Below are 15,770 nucleotides of genomic sequence, written 5' to 3'. Positions count from 1 at the left end.
CGGCGCGCCCGAATGCGCGCCTTGCCACTGCAGCGTTGACGCTTGTGCTATCTTGGAAAAGTCGAGCGTTCAATATCGGGGGACGCCAAATGTCAGTGATCGCACCGGACGAAAAAGCGGATTTCGTCGCTATCTTGCATCGTCACCAGCTTGCCGAAGCCGACTTTTTGCTTCAGGAAACCGACACGCCCGACGTCGTCGACGAGGTCTACCCTCTCCAGGGCTATGTCACCATCATCCGCAAGTCGACGCTCAAGGAAAGGGAATACCGAATCGGACATGGCACCGCGTGGACCATCGAATTTGAAAAAGATCTGGCGCGAGGTACGTTCGGCTGAACGGGATCGGAATCGGGAGTGGCCAAATCCGGGGGCGCTTTTTGTGCAGCATGGCCCCCGCACTTGAGATGGGCGGCCCTTTCGCTCGTCGTTGCTGATCGTTGATCGATCTGCAGCGGGACCGATGGACCGCAGGCGTCGGGGAGACGCCGTCACGGTTCTGTCAAGGTTTGCCTACGCACATTGATAACCGACATCACTACCCGACCCGGTAAAACTCTTTACTCTGCCCCGCATTGACCGCCCGCTGCAGCCAGTCGGGCATGTCGCCCTGCCCGTCCCAACTCTGCCCCGCGGCATTGCGGTAGCAGACCGCCGGCGGCGGAGGCGACGGCGACGGCGGATCGAAGCATCCCGCCGCTTCCAGCTCCTCCATGGTCAGCCCATAGTCCGCCATCTGATCCTGGATCCAGCGAATCGCCTCCGCCCGCTCATTGTTCGCTGTCATTGCTGTCGTCACTGCTGTCGCTGCCGTCATCCGGGTTCGAGGCGGCCGTCGGCGCGCCCCTGCTTTTCATCTTGCTGTTCGCCCTGCTTGTCGCTCGGCTTCTCGGTCGACCTCCCACGCCTGGTAGAGGTTCGACGAGCCCTCCAGCGCATCGGGATACCGTGCGGCCATCAGGTCCCAGGGCGTCTTGTAGCCCTCCTGGAAGGACAGGCCCTTGCCGTAGGGGCCGTAGGTCATGATGACCGGGTACTCGCCCGGCGCGATGGGCCTGTCGACGTCGGCCCGCAGCACGATGCCATCGTCCATCTCGATCGGCACGTCCCAATCGATGGCCATGTTGGCGCTAATTTCCGCTGCTTGTGTCATAGCGCTGATACTCCTTGAACTTGATATGGAAGCCTCGGCCTCCGGGCGGCGAAGATCATGACGATGGCCGCGGCGGCATAGAGCGCGACCACCATGAGCAGGCTGGACGTGTTGCTGCCCGTCGAGGTCCGCAGCCAGGTGCTGATGGAGGGCGTCACCATCGGCGCGATGTTGGCGAGCGAACTCACCAGCGCGAGGCCGCTGGCCGCCTGTTCCTTCGGCAGGTACTCGCTGACGAAGGAGAAGAAAATCGGCGTCGTGGAAGCCGTGCCGATGGTCGCGAGCGAGAGCAGTGCGATCGACACGGCCACGCCGCCGTTCAGGCAAGCGATGCCGAGCAGGCCGGTCGCGATCAACGCCACGCCGGCCACGAAGTGCCAGCGCCGTTCGTTGTATCGGTCGGAGCTGCGGCTCATGAGCATCATGCCGACGGCGCCGACGACGTTCGGGATGGCTTGCAGCAGGCCGATGTGGAAGACGTCTTTCACGCCCCAGCTTTGGATCAACGTCGGTACCCAAAACACCAGCACGTAGACCGCGCCGAGGTACAGGAAACAGATGAACGAGAGCACATAGACCTTGGGATCGCGCAGCAGGGCTCCGAGAGCGCCGTGGCGACTGCCTCCCCCGGTCCGACCATCCCTAGCGAGTCGATCGGCCAGCAGCCTCTTCTGCTCGAGGGTGAGCCATTTGGCCTCAGCCGGGCTGTTACTCAGGCAGGTGTAGCAGAGAAAGCCGATCAGCAGGCATGGCGCACCATTGACGATGAACATCCATTGCCAGCCGTGGTAGCCAAGAAAGTCGTTGCCGAACTTTATCAGCGCACCATTGATCGGGCCGATGAGGATGCCGGAGATGACCGCAGAGGTCATGAACATTGCGATGGCCCGGCCGCGCCGGGCCGGCGGGTACCAGTAGGTAAAGTAGAGGACGACGCCGGGGAAGAAGCCCGCCTCGAAGGCGCCGAGCAGGAAGCGCAGCATGTAGAACTGCCAGGGTGTTGTAACCCAGGCCATGCCAGTGGCGCAGGCACCCCAAAGCACCATGATGCGCAGGATGGTCTTGCGCGCGCCGATCTTCTCCAGGAGCAGGTTGCTCGGCACCTCGAACAGCAGATAGCCGACGAAGAACATGCCCGCGCCGAGGGCGAAGACCTGATCGCTGAAATGCAACTCATGCTTCATCTGAAGCTGAGCGAAGCCGATGTTCACCCGGTCGATGAAGGCAAAGCAGTAGGCAACCAACAGCAAGGGCAGGATGTGCCAGTTGATCTTGGAGAAGAGCATTTTTTCCTCGGGGCTCTCCACCACAACGCCATCTTCAGGAAAGGAAAATGCGGCCATATACTCCCCGTCAGGCGTTGGCGCCCGGTTTCTTGTTCGATGAACCGCCAAGTTGCTCGGCTGCGAACTCCGCCGCCAGGGCGCCAGCGATTGTCAAGTCGTTCTGCTTGGAGTACAGGCTCGTGTGCGAGACGTTGGGCAGCACCGCCACGCCCTTCTTCACGATCGCCTTGGCGTAGTGCGGCATGACGATCTCCTTGACGTAGCACCAGCCACCGCCCATGACCAGCAGAGGGAACGGGCCCTCGCCTTCCGGCAACACAAGATCGGCGCGGACCTTGATGCCCTGGCTCAGGAATTCAACTTCGCGCTGAGTACTCATCTTTGTCTCCAATGTTCGATAGGTGGCGCGCTACCCCGCGCAGCGGCCAGAAATTACCGAAAAGCAAGACGGCTCGAAAACCTGCGTGGACCGAAGGCCACATCGAATTGAGGGTCGGCCGGGATTCGGAATCACCCGAATATGAGACGCGGACGAAGCGGTGACAACGTGGCTCGCTGCGCTAGAGCGAGCGCTCGAGCGGCCGACCCGTCGCGCACATAAAAGTCGCGTTCTTTATTACTTCCAGCCTTATGTGTCATTTCCGGCTTTATCCCGGCATGCGCCCTATGCCGCCGGCACTGGCTTCAGCATTCCCGCCTGCTGCATCAGACTCGCCAATCCGGTCTCCTCGAGCGCGTAGACGCCGCGCGCTGCCCGCCATACAAGCGCTTTGTCCTGGAGCGCAGAAAGCGCCTGCTGGGCATTCGAAACATCGACTCTCGCGTCGGCGCCCGGGTCAATCGCCTTCAAGACGGCGTCATACGCCTCCATGGTGGCCGCCTCGAACGGCGCGTAATTGCTCCCCCGAACGGCCATGACTCGAAGAACTGTGGATTGAAGCGGCGTCAGACTGTGAACCACGCGCATCTGTTCGGTGTTGCTGACCGCGATCTGCTCTTCAACCGCGGCCGCAAATCTCGCGGGGATGTCTCCTGCCGGAAGTCCGAATTCAAACCGAAGCGCATCAGCCGCGGCACCCAACAGTTCCGGGCGGAAAGCGGCTCGCTTGAACAGCTCGAACACCTCTGCCGGGTCGAGTTTGGCTCCCAAGTCAAGTCGATCACAGAACCATTGGACATAGGCCATGTCCAGCGCCGGGAAGTTGACGAGGGGAGCTCCGTAGAACGCCTGGTCTCGGCTATTGCGGAGCATGGCCAGCTTCTCACGATTGGAGCCCGTCGCGACGATTCGCAGACCCTTATGTCTGCTGCTATTCAGTTCATCCCGCGCGGCCTTTAACGCGAACAGGGCGTCGTTCCCCTTCTCACTGACAATCGCTTGCTGCGCTTCGTCGATTACCAGCACAATGGGCTTGCCCGCATCATCCGATAGGGCGGCAAGTGCCGCCGACAGGGAAATCCCTTCGCCAAGGCCAACCCGATCAAGGGAGAACGACATCCCGCCAACCGCGACTTTCTCCATTCCGGCAGAGCGAGCGAGTCGCTTAATGACGCCTTCATGGCTCGCGAGCTCGGCCCGCACGGCCCCGACAATGACCTCTCCTGGGTCAGCTCGGCGGTCTTCCCACAGATCGGCATAGACTACAAGGGCACCGAGGTTCTCCAACGCCGGCCGCAGATCCTCCCTTAAGAAGGTCGACTTGCCGGTTCGTCTTGGCGCCGCCAGAAAAAGGCCGGAACTGGACGCGGAAGTCGGTGAGACCGTCAGAATTTTGGTGGCCAACTCTGTTGCTAGTGCCTCTCGTTTGAAGACCTCCATCCGCGCGGTCCCTAGGAATATGTTCGATTAGACCAAACTATAGTCGATTATAGTCAAGGTCGCTAATTTGTGGAGTTTGGGCCGTATCTGTACGGTTTCGCCGCTCATTATGTAAATCTTGCAGCACATACTAGAGGGCGAAGCGAGTCTGTCGCGATGGAGCGCTGACGTGGCGGGCACTGGGTATATCCCAGGGCTCCTTTGGGGGAGCACGGCGGCAGTTGGGAACGCCACATTTCCTCGTAAGGAAGGCCGCGCCCTGTTTGGCCGCCGTCCCCCATCAACCCTGACGTCCAACGCTGTCAGGCGACGGCAAGACGCCAGATCCGGCGCTGCCCCAAATCTATTCACCTACACCATGTCGATCGAAATCGAGCGCGCGCAAGCGATTACCTGGATCCGCATCCAGTTGGCCCAGCATGGGCTGAGCCTGGCTGACTTGCAGGCCGCCGGCTGCTTTGCCGAGCCACCACCGACCCCAACGCCAGGAGCGGTGCGCTACCGCAATGCGCACGGGCAGGGCTGGGACGGCCGCGGCGCCATGCCGGACTGGCTGCAGCGGGCGATCCACGCCGGGCAGACGATGGAACATTTCCGGGTAACCGCGACGCAGCCATAGCTGATCACTGTCGCAGCGCCGGAGTCCCGGCCGGCCGATCGTATGTTGAGTTTCCTTCGACGTGAAGGTGTGCAACCTAGTCAACCGGTGACCTTCCTGTCGGACGGCGGGGATACCGTACGGTTTGCCCAGCTCGGCTTTGGTGACCGCGGTGAGTACGTTCTCGATTGGTTCCACATCGCCATGCGGGCAGGGGAAGTCCCTTCCATTCGATCACCCCGATGACGGCCTCCAACTCTGCGCTCGATCGGGTCAGCACGTATTGCCGCTACTTAACGTGCAGGATCACGAGTCCCTCTGAGATCGTTGGGGCACTTGCGCCGTTGCCTGCAGCGTTCTGTGCGATCCAATCCTTAGCCTTTTGGCTGCTTTCATCAACCCCAGTCTTGTCATTGCAAACGGTAACTGAGAAGCCAAATTCACCATCCTCGCTTCGGGCCAGTGTGTAGCTGACAAAGCCTTGGACCGAATGCATCAGCGATTCGATCTCAGGTGTGCGCCTCTCCAACAAATCGAAGAGTTCCTTAGTGCCTGCTCCCGAATATGCTCTTATTACAGTGTGCATGATATATCACTCACTTTGATGCCCTGGAGTTGGCGCGAATACGGTGCTGGGTGGAACCCTTAGTCAGTAGTCAATGCGGCCAAGAGGTTGTTCTACGCCCCGATTCATGTTGGCCAGTAGATGCCAGAAGGCTGCTTTACATAGGAGCTGATTTGCATTCGGCCCCCCATCAGGAACAACTTTGGCGGCGAATAGAAAAAATGCCAATGATTTCCGGAGAATTTCCGTCTGTCCGCCAACGGGCGAGGGAATTGAGGGCTATGAGTGACCTCCTGGTTCCTCCGGTCATCTGTACGAAGGTGTGCCGGTTCGTTCCGTCCTACCGCCAAATCTGGCCATCGACGAGAGCGGTGATGGATCCCTGGGCAGCGTGTCGTTTATTGAGCGCTTACGATGCTTCTGTTCCCATCGCAGGCATTGACTACCCTCGTTCCTTCGACGAATTCCAGACATGGTTTCAGTCCGATGCCGACTGCCTGGATTACCCGCGGTATCGAGCCGGGGTTGATCGGAGGACGCGCTCAAGGCAAGAAGGTACTAACCTGTATTGCAGTCGAGCTCCTGCAGCCCAGCGGGCTCGGCCGCTGCCGTATGGTACCCATTGCGAATGCCGCGACGGAGTCACTGCAGGCGTTCGTGTTAGCCAACGTGGAGCCAGGGGCAACGGTGGTCACCGACGGTTGGCCGGGCTACCGGGGATTGGAGCAGAACGGCTACATTCATGTAGCGTCGCAGCCAGCGGGCAGCGGGCAGCTCGCGCGCGTGGGGAAGACCCGGGCGCGCTGTTGCCAGGCGTGCATCGAATTGCATCCCTGGCAAAGCGCTGGCTGCTCGGGACGCACCAAGGAGCGGTGGACGCTGCGCACTTACCCAGCTATCTCAACGAATTCGTGTTCCGCTTCAACGGCCGACGTTCACGCAGCCGCGGGCTGCTGTTCTACCGGATCTTGGAACTCGCTGTCGCTCATGACCCCGTGCGCTACCAAGACCTGACGCACAAGAAGAGTCCCAAGGCCGTGCGTCCGACGCCACCTCGGAAACGCGGACATCCTCCCAGTCTCGATCGCCCCCGGCAAAATCGGCCGTGGAGACGTGATGACTCCGGTTAAATGGATACCCCAGATCTTTCTTATCATGAAACGGAAAAGTGCCGCTTACGTTGCCGTATGGCACTTTCGGGCCCGGAGGCCGTGGGGCTTACCGCTCTATAAGGGTCGCGCGACGGGGCTGGAGCCCCAACAGGCGCTGCCCTGTGGGACGTGATGTGGGCGGAAGACGCATCCATAGGCGTGACCGATGAGTTGCCTCAAGCAGATCTTTGCATCAGGTACGGGTCCAGGGGTAGATGAGTTTGCCCCTCAATTTCAACAGAATGATGTCTTTCAGCATCTGTTGAAAGCCTTAGCTTCAATGAAAGTTCTTGACGCATTTCACTCAACGACCTACATTCAGCAAATGCTGAAAACCGTAGATTCACTGAAGGACGCCAACATCCAGGGCCGAGAAGCCCTGGACCGTCTGCTTGCGCAGATCCCGATCATCGAACTCGATGAGGTCCGGGAGGAGCAGCCTATTGCAAATCACCGGATCGACCTGATTGCTAATATCCGGGCCGCCGGGCAGTCGTATCACCTGTTTTGCGAGGTGTTGTCCAACGGACAACCGCGCTACGTCAAGAACGCCCTGCTGATGGTTCGGGACGCTGCGAGCTATGGCGGCCCAGGAGCAGTGCCCCTCATCATTGCTCCTTACTTCTCTCCCGCAACCCGGGAGATGTGTCGGGAAAGCGAGGTGGGCTATCTCGATCTGGAGGGAAACGCCCGGATCGCGTTCGGTGGGGTTTTCATCGACCGCCAGGTCTCCGAAAAGCCAACCGTCGAACGCCGCGAGCTCAGATCCCTGTTCAGGCCGAAGTCGGCGCAAGTGCTTCGAGTGATGCTGCGCGAGCCAGATCGTCCCTGGCGCGTTGCGGAGCTTGCAGAAGCCAGCGGCGTAAGTCTGGGTCACGTGAGCAATGTGCGCACCGGATTGCTGGATAGGGAATGGGCCAAGGCGACCAGCGACGGCCTTTATCTGTCTCAACCCGGCGCCCTACTGGACGCATGGCACGACAGCTACGAGGCGCCAGCAGGCGAGCGCAAACGGTTCTACACAACGTTGCACGGGAGCGCGTTGGAGGAAGCTGCACGCGAAGTGATGGGCGGAGGATGCCAGAAAAGGGATGCCGTCTTTGCATCCTTTTCCGCTGCCAACTGGCTCGCGCCCTATGGCCGCACCGGTACACACTACTTCTATGCCACCGAGACAGGCCTCGAGAAGCTCAAGACAGCCCTGAAGCTAGCTCCCGCTACCAAGGGGGAGAATGTCATCATCACGCTTCCGAAAGACGAGGGCCTACTGTCCGACACCGTTGAGCCGGCGCCGAACGCCATCTGCACAAGTACAGTCCAGACCTACCTGGATCTATCCCTTGCTGGTGAACGCGGCGAAGAGGCCGCCCAGCATCTACGCCAAGAAAGGATGATATGGCAGGCATAGTCCCGCAGGAACCGCAGTCCGCAGCCGAATATGATGATCGCACTACCGCTGCAGTGAAATCGGTCCTTGTGGAAATCGGCCAGATCCTCGGCACCTTCCAGGGCAAGTTCGCTGTCATCGGCGGAGCAGTGCCCTGGCTGCTTCTCGACAACGAGGAGATGCGCCACGTGGGTACGATCGATGTGGACCTGAGCTTGGATGCCGAGGCACTAGCCAACAACGAGTACGCCACGCTCGTCGAAGCCCTGATGGAGCAGGGGTACATTCAACGTGAGGGGCTCAGACGTTTTCAACTCGTTCGCCAGGTTCCTGCGCAGGACAGCGGCCCGGCCATCGACGTCGTCGTTGATTTCCTGATGCCACGGCATGCCGAGATCGAGAAGAACATTCCCCCGCTGATCGATAACTTCGCAGTCCAACGCGCAGATGGCGCCGACCTGGCGACGCGCTTTTACCAGATGGTGGCGGTGTCCGGGCCAATGCCGAACGGCGGCACGAACAAGGTAGAAGTCGCTGTGTGTTCCATTCCCGCCCTGCTGGCCATGAAGGGGTATGCGCTGAATGGCCGTTTGAAGCAGAAGGACGCCTATGACATCTATTACTGCGTGCGGAACTACCCAGGTGGAATTGGTGCCCTGGCAGAGGCCTGCCGGCCGCTCCTTGACGAGAAAAGTGGTGCGACAGGATTTCGTTACATCGCCGCGAAGTTCGACGAGTTTGACGGTTTCGGGGCGACCTCGGTGAGGCAGTTCGTTGAGGACACCCAAGTCCTAGGCGATCGAAGCCCAGAGCAATGGCAACAGGACGCCTTCGGGCAGATCGACGCGCTTCTTCGTGAATTGAAGCTGCGCGAGTAGCGCGTTGACATAGTACAACGGCCTGCGTTGGGCTGATTACGGCCATGCTGTAGGATTACTCATTTCCAACGGAGAGAGAAAATGGCGACATACAAGCAACTATTGGCCGAGAAAGAGAAAGTCGAAGCCCAGCTGGTCGAAATCCGCGCCGCTGAGGTTGCTGATGTGATCGAGAAAATCCGCGTCCTCATGGCGGAATACGAACTCACGGTCGAAGACATTACGCCGAAACGCCGCCGCGGCAGACCGGCGGGAACGAGCGCAACGACCGCTGCCGCCCCAAAGACAGAATTGTCCCCGAAATATCAGGACCCCAAGACAGGCGCAACCTGGTCAGGCCGTGGCCGCGCTCCGGCCTGGCTCGGGAAGAACCGGGACAAGTTCCTGATCCCCGAAGCCTAACCGGAGCGGGCACCCTCCCCTGGGTGGGTTGGCGGCATCCGTCTACAGGTCGCCTAGACTGTTATGCCCTGCATCAAACAGGCGATAGCAGATCTCCGTGCCTTTGGCGGTCAGATTCACCGCTCCTCCATATATCTGATAATGTCCTTATCACATATAGCGGTGGTGTCCGATGACTGCTGTCAACCTGCCCCTATCCGGTCCCGTCCTCCAGGCAATCAGCCCGTGGATGGCCTACTTCCCGATGTTCGGTAGCCAGGTCGGATCCTACACCGTCAATGTTGGCGCCTCGTCCAATCCGGACATCGAGAAAGCGGTGCTGGATGTGGCGAGCTACGGCAAGCAGATCGGCCGGATCAGCGATGCATTTCTCCTGTTGCTCAAGCATGTCGACCTGAACGATCTGCCGCCGGAGGAGGCCGCCGCACTCGAGATCCTCAGGCAAATGCCCAAGGAAGCTCACGCGCTGCGCGACTTTCAGCACATGCTGGCCGGCATCGCGGAAGTGAAAGCGCGGCATGCGCGCCATGGGTGATTCGGCCATGAGCGACGCCGTCGTTGCCCGCGTTGCCAGGATTGCGCCGGCGCCTCTGCACCGATTGCCCGTGCTGGTCACGGCGGCTGGCGAGCGGGCCAACATGCGATTCATCGAGTTTCTTTGCGTTCGCGATTCGCAACCCGCACACGCGCCGGGCCTACGCGAGGGTTGGCCGCAGGTCCTACTGCGGCCTTGATCTCGGTCAAGCAGCCCCGCGCGTGATGGCAGCATACTGCCATCTACAGATGGCAGTCGAGGCTGTGTCCCATGGTCAAGAAATTCCCCCTCCACCCCAAGCATCCCGAGCGCGTTTGCTGGGGCTGTGACAAATACTGCGCCGTCCATGCGATGGGTTGTGGTAACGGATCGAGCCGCACGCAGCACCCAGCGGAATTGCTGGGGGACGACTGGTACTTGCATGGGGATTGGGACATCGACGCCAGCGAGACGACAGGGCCTACACAAGACATAGACCAAAACTCGGGCTGATCGATAGTGGGTTCGCTCTTGCGCGCCGGCTTCGCGTCAGTGCCTGAGAGAAGGTTTCTTTCGGTCCCCTAGAGGAGCGTTTCACTAGTCTTGGCCAGTCGCGCGGCGCTGAGGGTTGCCCAGTAATGCCCAGGTCTGCATGCCCCTGTCGATCGCCACTTCGAAAGCCATGTCGCCCGGCAGATCGATGTGCCGCAATGGGGAAGCCCTTGTAGTACTTTCCATGGAAAAATGGCGGTAGCGGAGCGCAGAGTCACCTGCAGCAAAGCAGGTCGCCGCAATGAGTCTCTCGCGTTCGGTGTATTTGTAAGTTCCTGATCGAATTATTATTCGTGACAAACAGCAAGAAGATGCACGGAAACCCACCATATACGGCGACCCGTGACATATGGATCATTGCTCATCCGCCTCAAGCGCCGGAACGTGGCAGCCAGCCAGGATGTTGCCGCAGCCTACGCAGCTCCACCCGTATCTCGTGGCGCCACCACGCGTTGAAGTCATACACTACTGCTTCGCATTGCGCCCGCGGCGCGCTTTGACGGCCTCGCTAAGCATGTCCAGTACTGCCACCGAGTCATCCCATCCGATACAGGCATCGGTAATGCTTTGTCCGTATGTCAATGCGGACGGATTGTGCTCGCCCGGGTTGAATTTCTGCGCACCGGGGACCAGGTGGCTCTCGACCATGACCCCGAAGATGGATCGATTGCCGCTGCTGATCTGTTGCGCCACATCGCGCGCGACATCGACCTGCCGCTGGTGCTGCTTGTTGCTGTTGGCATGGCTGAAATCCACCATCAGTAAGCTGTCCAGCCCGGCCGCTTCCAATTGCCTGCATGCGGCCGCCACGGACTCCGCATCGTAGTTGGGGGCCTTGCCGCCGCGCAGAATGACATGGCAATCCGGGTTGCCCTTGGTATGTACCGTCGCCACCTGCCCGTTTTTGTGCACCCCCAGGAAGTGGTGCGGTCGAGAAGCGGCCTGGATCGCGTCGATGGCAATCTTGATATTCCCGTCAGTGCCGTTCTTGAAGCCGATCGGCGCCGACAGACCCGAAGCCAGCTCGCGGTGCACCTGGCTTTCCGTGGTGCGGGCACCAATCGCGCCCCAGCAGATCAGGTCGCCGATGTACTGCGGTGAAATCACGTCCAGCAACTCGCCGGCCGCGGGCAAGCCAAGGCGATTGATCTCAACCAACAGGCTGCGTGCGATGCGCAGGCCCTCGTCGATGCGATAGCTCTCATCCAGATAGGGGTCGTTGATCAACCCTTTCCAACCGACGGTGGTGCGGGGCTTCTCGAAATACACACGCATCACGATCTCAATCGACTCGGCATGCCGCTGCCGCTGCGCCATCAACAGCCGCGCGTACTCGAGCGCCGCCTGCGGATCGTGGATCGAGCACGGCCCCATGATCACAAGCAGCCGGTCGTCCTCGCCATGCTGGATGCGTGCGATGCGCTGACGTGTCTGCGTGACCAGCGATTCGACGGCCGTGTTGCGGATGGGGAAAAAACGGATCAGGTGTTCTGGCGGAGGCAGCGGAATGATGTCGTCGACGCGGGCGTCGTCGGTCACGCTGGTGCGATCCGGCGGCGCTTGCCAACCCTCGGCGATGGTGGGCGGAGATTTTTGTGGGTCATTCATGGCTAGCTCTTGGAACGGAGAAAAAAACGCCGGTAAGTGCCGGCGGTCCAGGTTCGGCGGCGCCGCTTCGATCCATGCTCGGCACCTTGCTCCGCCGGTGCGGTGCGAGCGCCTGGCGAAGGAATTGAAACAGGATGGGCCGATCGGAAATCCTGCACCATCGGAACGGTAGGCGTCAAGCACGAAGCTGCATGGATGAGACCTTCCGAACATCCCGCCCATGCGTTCACCGTCCGCGTGCACAGCGGGGCAGACTGCTTACGGCTCGGAACGCGTCTCCCTGCCCGCCAAGGCCTCGATACATCGCTCACGGACGCTTGCCGGCGCGGGTGCGGATCGTCCGGATTGCTTGTCCACCCACACCCAGACCGCGGTTGCCGTAACGAAATGGATGTCGGGGTGGGACGCGTCACGTATCTCGAAGCAAAGGTCGACACTGCTCCTGCCAATCCGAGTGCAATGCACCGAGACACGCAGTGTTGCGGGATAGCCGATCGGCACATGAAACGTGCAGCCGACATTGGCGACCACCGGCATCAGTTCTGGGACCTCGGTCGCGGTCCCTAGCAGGCTCGCCCACTGCATCCGGGCCTCTTGGACTCACTCGTGGCCCCACAACTTCCGTCGTCTTCGCATTCGCTTCGATCGGCGGGCACGACATTCACGAAGCGCTCTTGAAACTCGGCTGCGCTCTCGTCTGCTGGAACAGCTCCAGGCGTACGGCGCAGCCTTATTGAACTGGCCTCTAAGCTCGATTGGAATCGCTTTGACATTGAGTTCGCACGTGCTACGCGGTACTGCGACCGTAATCCGCCCTCGACTGCCAGGGAGGCGACCCTAAAAGAATTGACGTCTGCAGCATTTCGGGAGTTTTTGATAGACCCCTTCAAGCGAGGAAGACATAACCCTCCTGGATCACTTAATTAGATATAAGAACGCCCCCAAACCAGCACAGACACAAGCCTTCTACGCGAATTTCGTGCAGGGTGGATCGCCAGAGTTGAGGAAGAAGGCGTGACCACCGCGACGGAAGTAATCGTCCTTACCCTACGTTCGACAGTGGCGGTGCTACGGGCCGGGTATGTGCCGGAGCTGCATCCGCCGGCTTTCGGCTAGTTGTCAGTTGATCGCCGACGTGATGAAGCCATGAAGACCGAGTACAGTCACGCATTGCCATCAACCGGAGCACATTGTGGACGACAAGCCAAGCGCCAGCTACAAGGGGTTCGACATTTATCCGCTGGTCTACCAGCACGCAGCGGTTCGGGAGTGGCACCAACCTAAGGCAGATCGGAGCTTCAATGCGTCCGTTGTCATTTGCCGCGAAGGGCAGAAGCCAGGTACGGAGCATTCGCGTGTGTTTCCTTCGTCGGCAAAGCCTTGGGAAAACATCGGTGCGGCACGGCGGGGGATGTTGTCATTTGCCCAGGACATCATTGATGGGCGTGTGCCAGGCCAAACGGTGGGTGGGCTGTAAGCCTGTCCTGCATCAACGCTCAGTTCCTCAATCCATGCGCTCGCTGCAGCACCTTCTTCGCAGCGGCAAGGAGCTCGGTGTCGGTGTCCACGTTCCGAACCAGTTCGATCACGACTGACTTGCCTTCACGCAGGGCAATGTCGATGTCCCTATGTATCTGGCGGAAACGCTTGCCGTTCCTTGGCGCTCGGCCGTCCTGCATTCTCCGCAGGTTGTCGTCATAGTTGGAAAACGGGGCTTTGGCACCGTCCCTGCTCATGCCAACGTAGATGACCTGCATGTCAGATGCGGCACCATCGACGATGCCGATTTGGAACAACAAGGGAAGCGAAGGGTCGACAGAGCTGGTGCGTAGTTCGAAGCCCAGTGGACTGAATTTCTTATCTGTCATGAAGCGGCAATGCTGTTGGCTAGAAGTGATAGCAAATGGCGTTGTTGGCTTCGGAGACTAACTTCCGGCGGAACATGTCGTCGACCAGGTCTGCCAGTTCCGCCTTGGGAAGTTTGTTGCCAAAGACGGTGCTCACATACTTGACGAGCGTTGCCTTCTTCCTCGGTCTCTTGTTCTTCTCGACCCTGCCGAGGTTGGCTCTTACGCGATCCAGTTCCTTGCTTGCCGGGGAAGACGTCTTTGGTGATGGATCGGGCGTCCTTACTGCTGCCGTGGGCGGAGCCCCGTATATTTCACTGACAGCAGCAACACGTCTGCAGGGCACGCCAAGCGTGCCGATGTGCTTGACCAGGGGGTCGTAGCCTTTGTCCCTGGCCAAGATGACGAACTCGTTGGCTTCATTGCGCTCAAAAACACGGCCGATATGAAAAGCCATGCAGAAATCCAGCGCATTCTTGCCGATGCCAGTTACGCGATGCCATTGCACCCGTGCACCGAGATTCTGGAGCCGAGTGGTCAGATCAAGAGAGGCGCTCTTCTGGTTAGTGCCGTAAAAGATGGCGATCCTGTAATCCGACGGGAGGAGATGGACATCGATTGTCTGAACATTCTCAAAATCCATCAGCAACAGCGGCTGTGCCATGTGACCCCTGATTCTTCTTTTCTTGTTGGGCGATTCTATCCGATTGCTGGCAATGCGATTGCAGCAGTAAGGAGGGGCTGGCGAACCGTCTGGCTCGCCCGGCACTGTTCGCAGGACGTGTTGGGCACCACCCTACCCACCGGCACACCAATTCTTACAATTGTCGCGTGTCTCTAACGGTATCCTCGAAGAAGAGTTACCTATTCCTGTAAGTGAAAGAGTTCATGAAACGCCTTGCCGTCCTGTCCGTTGCCGCCGCCGCCCTTCTGAGCGGCTGCGCCGTTGTTCCATACGATGATGGGTACTACGGTGGCTACTCTGCCCCGCACTATGGTGGATACCCTGCTCCCGGCTACGGAGCGTATTTCGATTGGAGCAACGGCGGGTACGAGGGCGGACGCCCAGACAGGGACCGACGAGAACGCCGTGATTGGGACCGGGGTGACCGGCGTGGCTCGAGCCAAGGGGATAGGGGGGGCTGGGGCTCCGGCGATGACCGAGGGGGAGGCCGTGGCTGGAGTCGGGATCGTGGGCAGGACCGAGGGGATAACCGTGCCGGAGGGCGTGCCCGTGACCAAGGGGGAGACCGTGGCAGGGGCCGAGGCGGCGACCGAGATGGCGGTTGAACTGGCCGAGCGTTAGTTCAAAGCGTCTCTGCCTCTCTCGTAGGTCACGAGGCTCCCGTTACCGAATCGCCCGCAGCCTCGCATTCACTGCATTGACATCAAAGCCGGCCGGGTCGAAGACGCCGCCCACCCAGCTTCGGAAGTCATCGTGTTGCGCATGGGTCTGGTCCTGGAGGGCTGCCAGGAATTCCGCATAACGGGGTAATCGTTCGAAACGTGCAAAATGTAACGGCGACTCCCCGGGAAGCCGCTTCCAGCAAGGCTTTCCGGTTCGCTTCACTTGAGAAAATTGCTTCTTCTGCAAGCTCTTGAATCACAAGCGTTTTGGGAGCCCAAACGTATCAATCTGCTCGAGAAGGACGATTACCCCAGAGCGGGCCGCGAGGGCCCGAATTTGGCGTACGTTGAGTTCGCGGCGCCCTTTCAGGATTTCCGAAACCACGCCTTGGCTGCCGATTGCCGCACTTGTTCCGCGATGACTCCGAATCGGTGAACGCTTCAAACAGAGTGGTGGTCGGGATTCGTAATTATGCTCCGCAGCGCATAATCCCTTTCCGGCCGACCCTCGGCATGGACCACGTTTATGGGAGAATCTAGCCTTTTCCCGGGCCGTGCGTCCCGGAACAGCTATGCCTTGAGGCTCCAGACCGCAGTATCGCGAAGGGGCATCGGTGTGTCTCGGATGCGTTGCGGCACCGCCCTCTTTCCGGGTTGCGGGTAG

General features: G+C 59.9%; 20 protein-coding genes and 3 pseudogenes. 12 read left to right on the top strand and 11 right to left on the bottom strand.

The window, feature by feature from the left end:
- The first annotated feature begins 89 nt into the window (after positions 1-89).
- The gene (locus ACX12D_RS38135; RefSeq protein WP_441639661.1) at positions 90-338 is read left to right on the top strand and encodes a hypothetical protein; all 249 of its coding nucleotides are present in this window, start codon (positions 90-92) and stop codon (positions 336-338) included.
- 199 nt (positions 339-537) lie between these two features.
- On the opposite strand, the gene ACX12D_RS38130 is transcribed toward ACX12D_RS38135, so the two are convergent.
- The 5 genes from ACX12D_RS38130 to ACX12D_RS38110 all read right to left on the bottom strand — a co-directional run bounded on the left by ACX12D_RS38130 (position 538) and on the right by ACX12D_RS38110 (position 4,257).
- Positions 538-786, bottom strand: coding sequence for an H-NS histone family protein (locus ACX12D_RS38130; RefSeq protein WP_459376970.1), 249 nt, complete (start codon positions 784-786; stop codon positions 538-540).
- A gap of 66 nt (positions 787-852) precedes the next feature.
- Positions 853-1,152 (bottom strand): hypothetical protein, encoded by a 300-nt coding sequence (locus tag ACX12D_RS38125; RefSeq protein WP_459376969.1) that lies wholly within the window; start codon positions 1,150-1,152, stop codon positions 853-855.
- Entirely contained in the window at positions 1,149-2,495 is a 1,347-nt protein-coding gene (locus ACX12D_RS38120; protein ID WP_459376968.1) for an MFS transporter, read from the bottom strand. Before ACX12D_RS38120 ends, ACX12D_RS38125 begins: the two co-directional genes overlap by 4 nt.
- A 10-nt stretch (positions 2,496-2,505) precedes the next feature.
- Positions 2,506-2,817, bottom strand: coding sequence for an alpha/beta hydrolase family protein (locus ACX12D_RS38115; protein WP_459376967.1), 312 nt, complete (start codon positions 2,815-2,817; stop codon positions 2,506-2,508).
- A 285-nt stretch (positions 2,818-3,102) separates the two neighbouring features.
- Positions 3,103-4,257: an ATP-binding protein gene (locus ACX12D_RS38110; RefSeq protein WP_459376966.1), complete on the bottom strand. Its 1,155-nt coding sequence runs from the start codon at positions 4,255-4,257 to the stop codon at positions 3,103-3,105.
- A 358-nt stretch (positions 4,258-4,615) separates the two neighbouring features.
- Between ACX12D_RS38110 and ACX12D_RS38105 the strand changes: the two genes are divergently transcribed.
- Positions 4,616-4,876 carry an H-NS histone family protein gene (locus ACX12D_RS38105; protein ID WP_459376965.1) on the top strand — a complete coding sequence of 87 codons (261 nt, stop codon included), beginning with the start codon at positions 4,616-4,618 and terminating at the stop codon, positions 4,874-4,876.
- A gap of 21 nt (positions 4,877-4,897) precedes the next feature.
- Positions 4,898-5,065 (top strand): annotated as a pseudogene (locus ACX12D_RS38100) (ISKra4-like element ISBte1 family transposase); the annotation flags it as partial.
- 79 nt (positions 5,066-5,144) lie between these two features.
- On the opposite strand, the gene ACX12D_RS38095 reads toward ACX12D_RS38100, so the two are convergent.
- On the bottom strand, positions 5,145-5,441 hold the full coding sequence (locus ACX12D_RS38095; protein ID WP_459376964.1) for a hypothetical protein: 297 nt from the start codon (positions 5,439-5,441) through the stop codon (positions 5,145-5,147).
- 393 nt (positions 5,442-5,834) lie between these two features.
- Between ACX12D_RS38095 and ACX12D_RS38090 the strand changes: the two are divergent.
- From ACX12D_RS38090 to ACX12D_RS38060, 7 genes and pseudogenes are all read left to right on the top strand, one after another.
- Positions 5,835-6,155 (top strand): annotated as a pseudogene (locus tag ACX12D_RS38090) (transposase); the annotation flags it as partial.
- Positions 6,122-6,550: a transposase gene (locus tag ACX12D_RS38085; RefSeq protein WP_459377448.1), complete on the top strand. Its 429-nt coding sequence runs from the start codon at positions 6,122-6,124 to the stop codon at positions 6,548-6,550. The pseudogene ACX12D_RS38090 and the gene ACX12D_RS38085, both read left to right, overlap by 34 nt.
- A 346-nt stretch (positions 6,551-6,896) precedes the next feature.
- Positions 6,897-7,979: a type IV toxin-antitoxin system AbiEi family antitoxin gene (locus ACX12D_RS38080; protein WP_459377447.1), complete on the top strand. Its 1,083-nt coding sequence runs from the start codon at positions 6,897-6,899 to the stop codon at positions 7,977-7,979.
- Positions 7,967-8,836: a nucleotidyl transferase AbiEii/AbiGii toxin family protein gene (locus tag ACX12D_RS38075; protein WP_459376963.1), complete on the top strand. Its 870-nt coding sequence runs from the start codon at positions 7,967-7,969 to the stop codon at positions 8,834-8,836. The genes ACX12D_RS38080 and ACX12D_RS38075 overlap by 13 nt, the downstream gene beginning before the upstream one ends.
- 81 nt (positions 8,837-8,917) lie before the next feature.
- On the top strand, positions 8,918-9,238 hold the full coding sequence (locus tag ACX12D_RS38070) for an H-NS histone family protein (RefSeq protein ID WP_459376962.1): 321 nt from the start codon (positions 8,918-8,920) through the stop codon (positions 9,236-9,238).
- 229 nt (positions 9,239-9,467) lie between these two features.
- Positions 9,468-9,773 carry a hypothetical protein gene (locus tag ACX12D_RS38065; RefSeq protein ID WP_459376961.1) on the top strand — a complete coding sequence of 102 codons (306 nt, stop codon included), beginning with the start codon at positions 9,468-9,470 and terminating at the stop codon, positions 9,771-9,773.
- A gap of 270 nt (positions 9,774-10,043) precedes the next feature.
- Positions 10,044-10,265: a DUF3079 domain-containing protein gene (locus tag ACX12D_RS38060; protein ID WP_459376960.1), complete on the top strand. Its 222-nt coding sequence runs from the start codon at positions 10,044-10,046 to the stop codon at positions 10,263-10,265.
- A 504-nt stretch (positions 10,266-10,769) separates the two neighbouring features.
- Here the strand turns inward: ACX12D_RS38060 and ACX12D_RS38055 are convergent.
- Entirely contained in the window at positions 10,770-11,912 is a 1,143-nt protein-coding gene (locus ACX12D_RS38055; RefSeq protein WP_459376959.1) for a 3-deoxy-7-phosphoheptulonate synthase, read from the bottom strand.
- 258 nt (positions 11,913-12,170) lie between these two features.
- Positions 12,171-12,497, bottom strand: a complete 327-nt coding sequence (locus ACX12D_RS38050; RefSeq protein WP_459376958.1) for an acyl-CoA thioesterase — start codon at positions 12,495-12,497, stop codon at positions 12,171-12,173.
- A 13-nt stretch (positions 12,498-12,510) separates the two neighbouring features.
- On the opposite strand from ACX12D_RS38050, the pseudogene ACX12D_RS38045 reads away from it, so the two are divergent.
- Together ACX12D_RS38045 and ACX12D_RS38040 are read left to right on the top strand one after the other, a co-directional pair.
- Positions 12,511-12,649, top strand: a pseudogene (locus tag ACX12D_RS38045) (IS5/IS1182 family transposase); the annotation flags it as partial.
- Positions 12,650-13,104: 455 nt separating this feature from the next.
- Positions 13,105-13,389, top strand: coding sequence for a hypothetical protein (locus ACX12D_RS38040; protein WP_459376957.1), 285 nt, complete (start codon positions 13,105-13,107; stop codon positions 13,387-13,389).
- Between the two features lie 19 nt (positions 13,390-13,408).
- Here the strand turns inward: ACX12D_RS38040 and ACX12D_RS38035 are convergent, their stop codons facing one another.
- The 3 genes from ACX12D_RS38035 to ACX12D_RS38025 all read right to left on the bottom strand — a co-directional run bounded on the left by ACX12D_RS38035 (position 13,409) and on the right by ACX12D_RS38025 (position 15,329).
- The gene (locus ACX12D_RS38035; protein WP_459376956.1) at positions 13,409-13,780 is read right to left on the bottom strand and encodes a hypothetical protein; all 372 of its coding nucleotides are present in this window, start codon (positions 13,778-13,780) and stop codon (positions 13,409-13,411) included.
- Positions 13,781-13,799: 19 nt separating this feature from the next.
- Positions 13,800-14,423 carry a PIN domain-containing protein gene (locus ACX12D_RS38030; protein WP_459376955.1) on the bottom strand — a complete coding sequence of 208 codons (624 nt, stop codon included), beginning with the start codon at positions 14,421-14,423 and terminating at the stop codon, positions 13,800-13,802.
- A 684-nt stretch (positions 14,424-15,107) separates the two neighbouring features.
- Positions 15,108-15,329: an IS1096 element passenger TnpR family protein gene (locus ACX12D_RS38025; RefSeq protein WP_459377446.1), complete on the bottom strand. Its 222-nt coding sequence runs from the start codon at positions 15,327-15,329 to the stop codon at positions 15,108-15,110.
- Between the last annotated feature and the right edge of the window lie 441 nt (positions 15,330-15,770).

Source organism: Cupriavidus sp. PET2-C1 (genome assembly GCF_054515855.1).
This window is presented reverse-complemented; position numbering and strand designations above follow the sequence as displayed.

Coding starts and splice junctions, on each gene's coding strand:
- ACX12D_RS38050 (WP_459376958.1), bottom strand. CDS start 12,497: ATGCAGTGGGCGAGCCTGCTAGGGACCGCGACCGAGGTCCCAGAACTG.
- ACX12D_RS38035 (WP_459376956.1), bottom strand. CDS start 13,780: ATGACAGATAAGAAATTCAGTCCACTGGGCTTCGAACTACGCACCAGC.
- ACX12D_RS38055 (WP_459376959.1), bottom strand. CDS start 11,912: ATGAATGACCCACAAAAATCTCCGCCCACCATCGCCGAGGGTTGGCAA.
- ACX12D_RS38030 (WP_459376955.1), bottom strand. CDS start 14,423: ATGGCACAGCCGCTGTTGCTGATGGATTTTGAGAATGTTCAGACAATC.
- ACX12D_RS38110 (WP_459376966.1), bottom strand. CDS start 4,257: ATGGAGGTCTTCAAACGAGAGGCACTAGCAACAGAGTTGGCCACCAAA.
- ACX12D_RS38095 (WP_459376964.1), bottom strand. CDS start 5,441: ATGCACACTGTAATAAGAGCATATTCGGGAGCAGGCACTAAGGAACTC.
- ACX12D_RS38130 (WP_459376970.1), bottom strand. CDS start 786: ATGACAGCGAACAATGAGCGGGCGGAGGCGATTCGCTGGATCCAGGAT.
- ACX12D_RS38065 (WP_459376961.1), top strand. CDS start 9,468: ATGGCCTACTTCCCGATGTTCGGTAGCCAGGTCGGATCCTACACCGTC.
- ACX12D_RS38120 (WP_459376968.1), bottom strand. CDS start 2,495: ATGGCCGCATTTTCCTTTCCTGAAGATGGCGTTGTGGTGGAGAGCCCC.
- ACX12D_RS38125 (WP_459376969.1), bottom strand. CDS start 1,152: ATGACACAAGCAGCGGAAATTAGCGCCAACATGGCCATCGATTGGGAC.
- ACX12D_RS38115 (WP_459376967.1), bottom strand. CDS start 2,817: ATGAGTACTCAGCGCGAAGTTGAATTCCTGAGCCAGGGCATCAAGGTC.
- ACX12D_RS38080 (WP_459377447.1), top strand. CDS start 6,897: ATGCTGAAAACCGTAGATTCACTGAAGGACGCCAACATCCAGGGCCGA.
- ACX12D_RS38105 (WP_459376965.1), top strand. CDS start 4,616: ATGTCGATCGAAATCGAGCGCGCGCAAGCGATTACCTGGATCCGCATC.
- ACX12D_RS38070 (WP_459376962.1), top strand. CDS start 8,918: ATGGCGACATACAAGCAACTATTGGCCGAGAAAGAGAAAGTCGAAGCC.
- ACX12D_RS38060 (WP_459376960.1), top strand. CDS start 10,044: ATGGTCAAGAAATTCCCCCTCCACCCCAAGCATCCCGAGCGCGTTTGC.
- ACX12D_RS38135 (WP_441639661.1), top strand. CDS start 90: ATGTCAGTGATCGCACCGGACGAAAAAGCGGATTTCGTCGCTATCTTG.
- ACX12D_RS38075 (WP_459376963.1), top strand. CDS start 7,967: ATGGCAGGCATAGTCCCGCAGGAACCGCAGTCCGCAGCCGAATATGAT.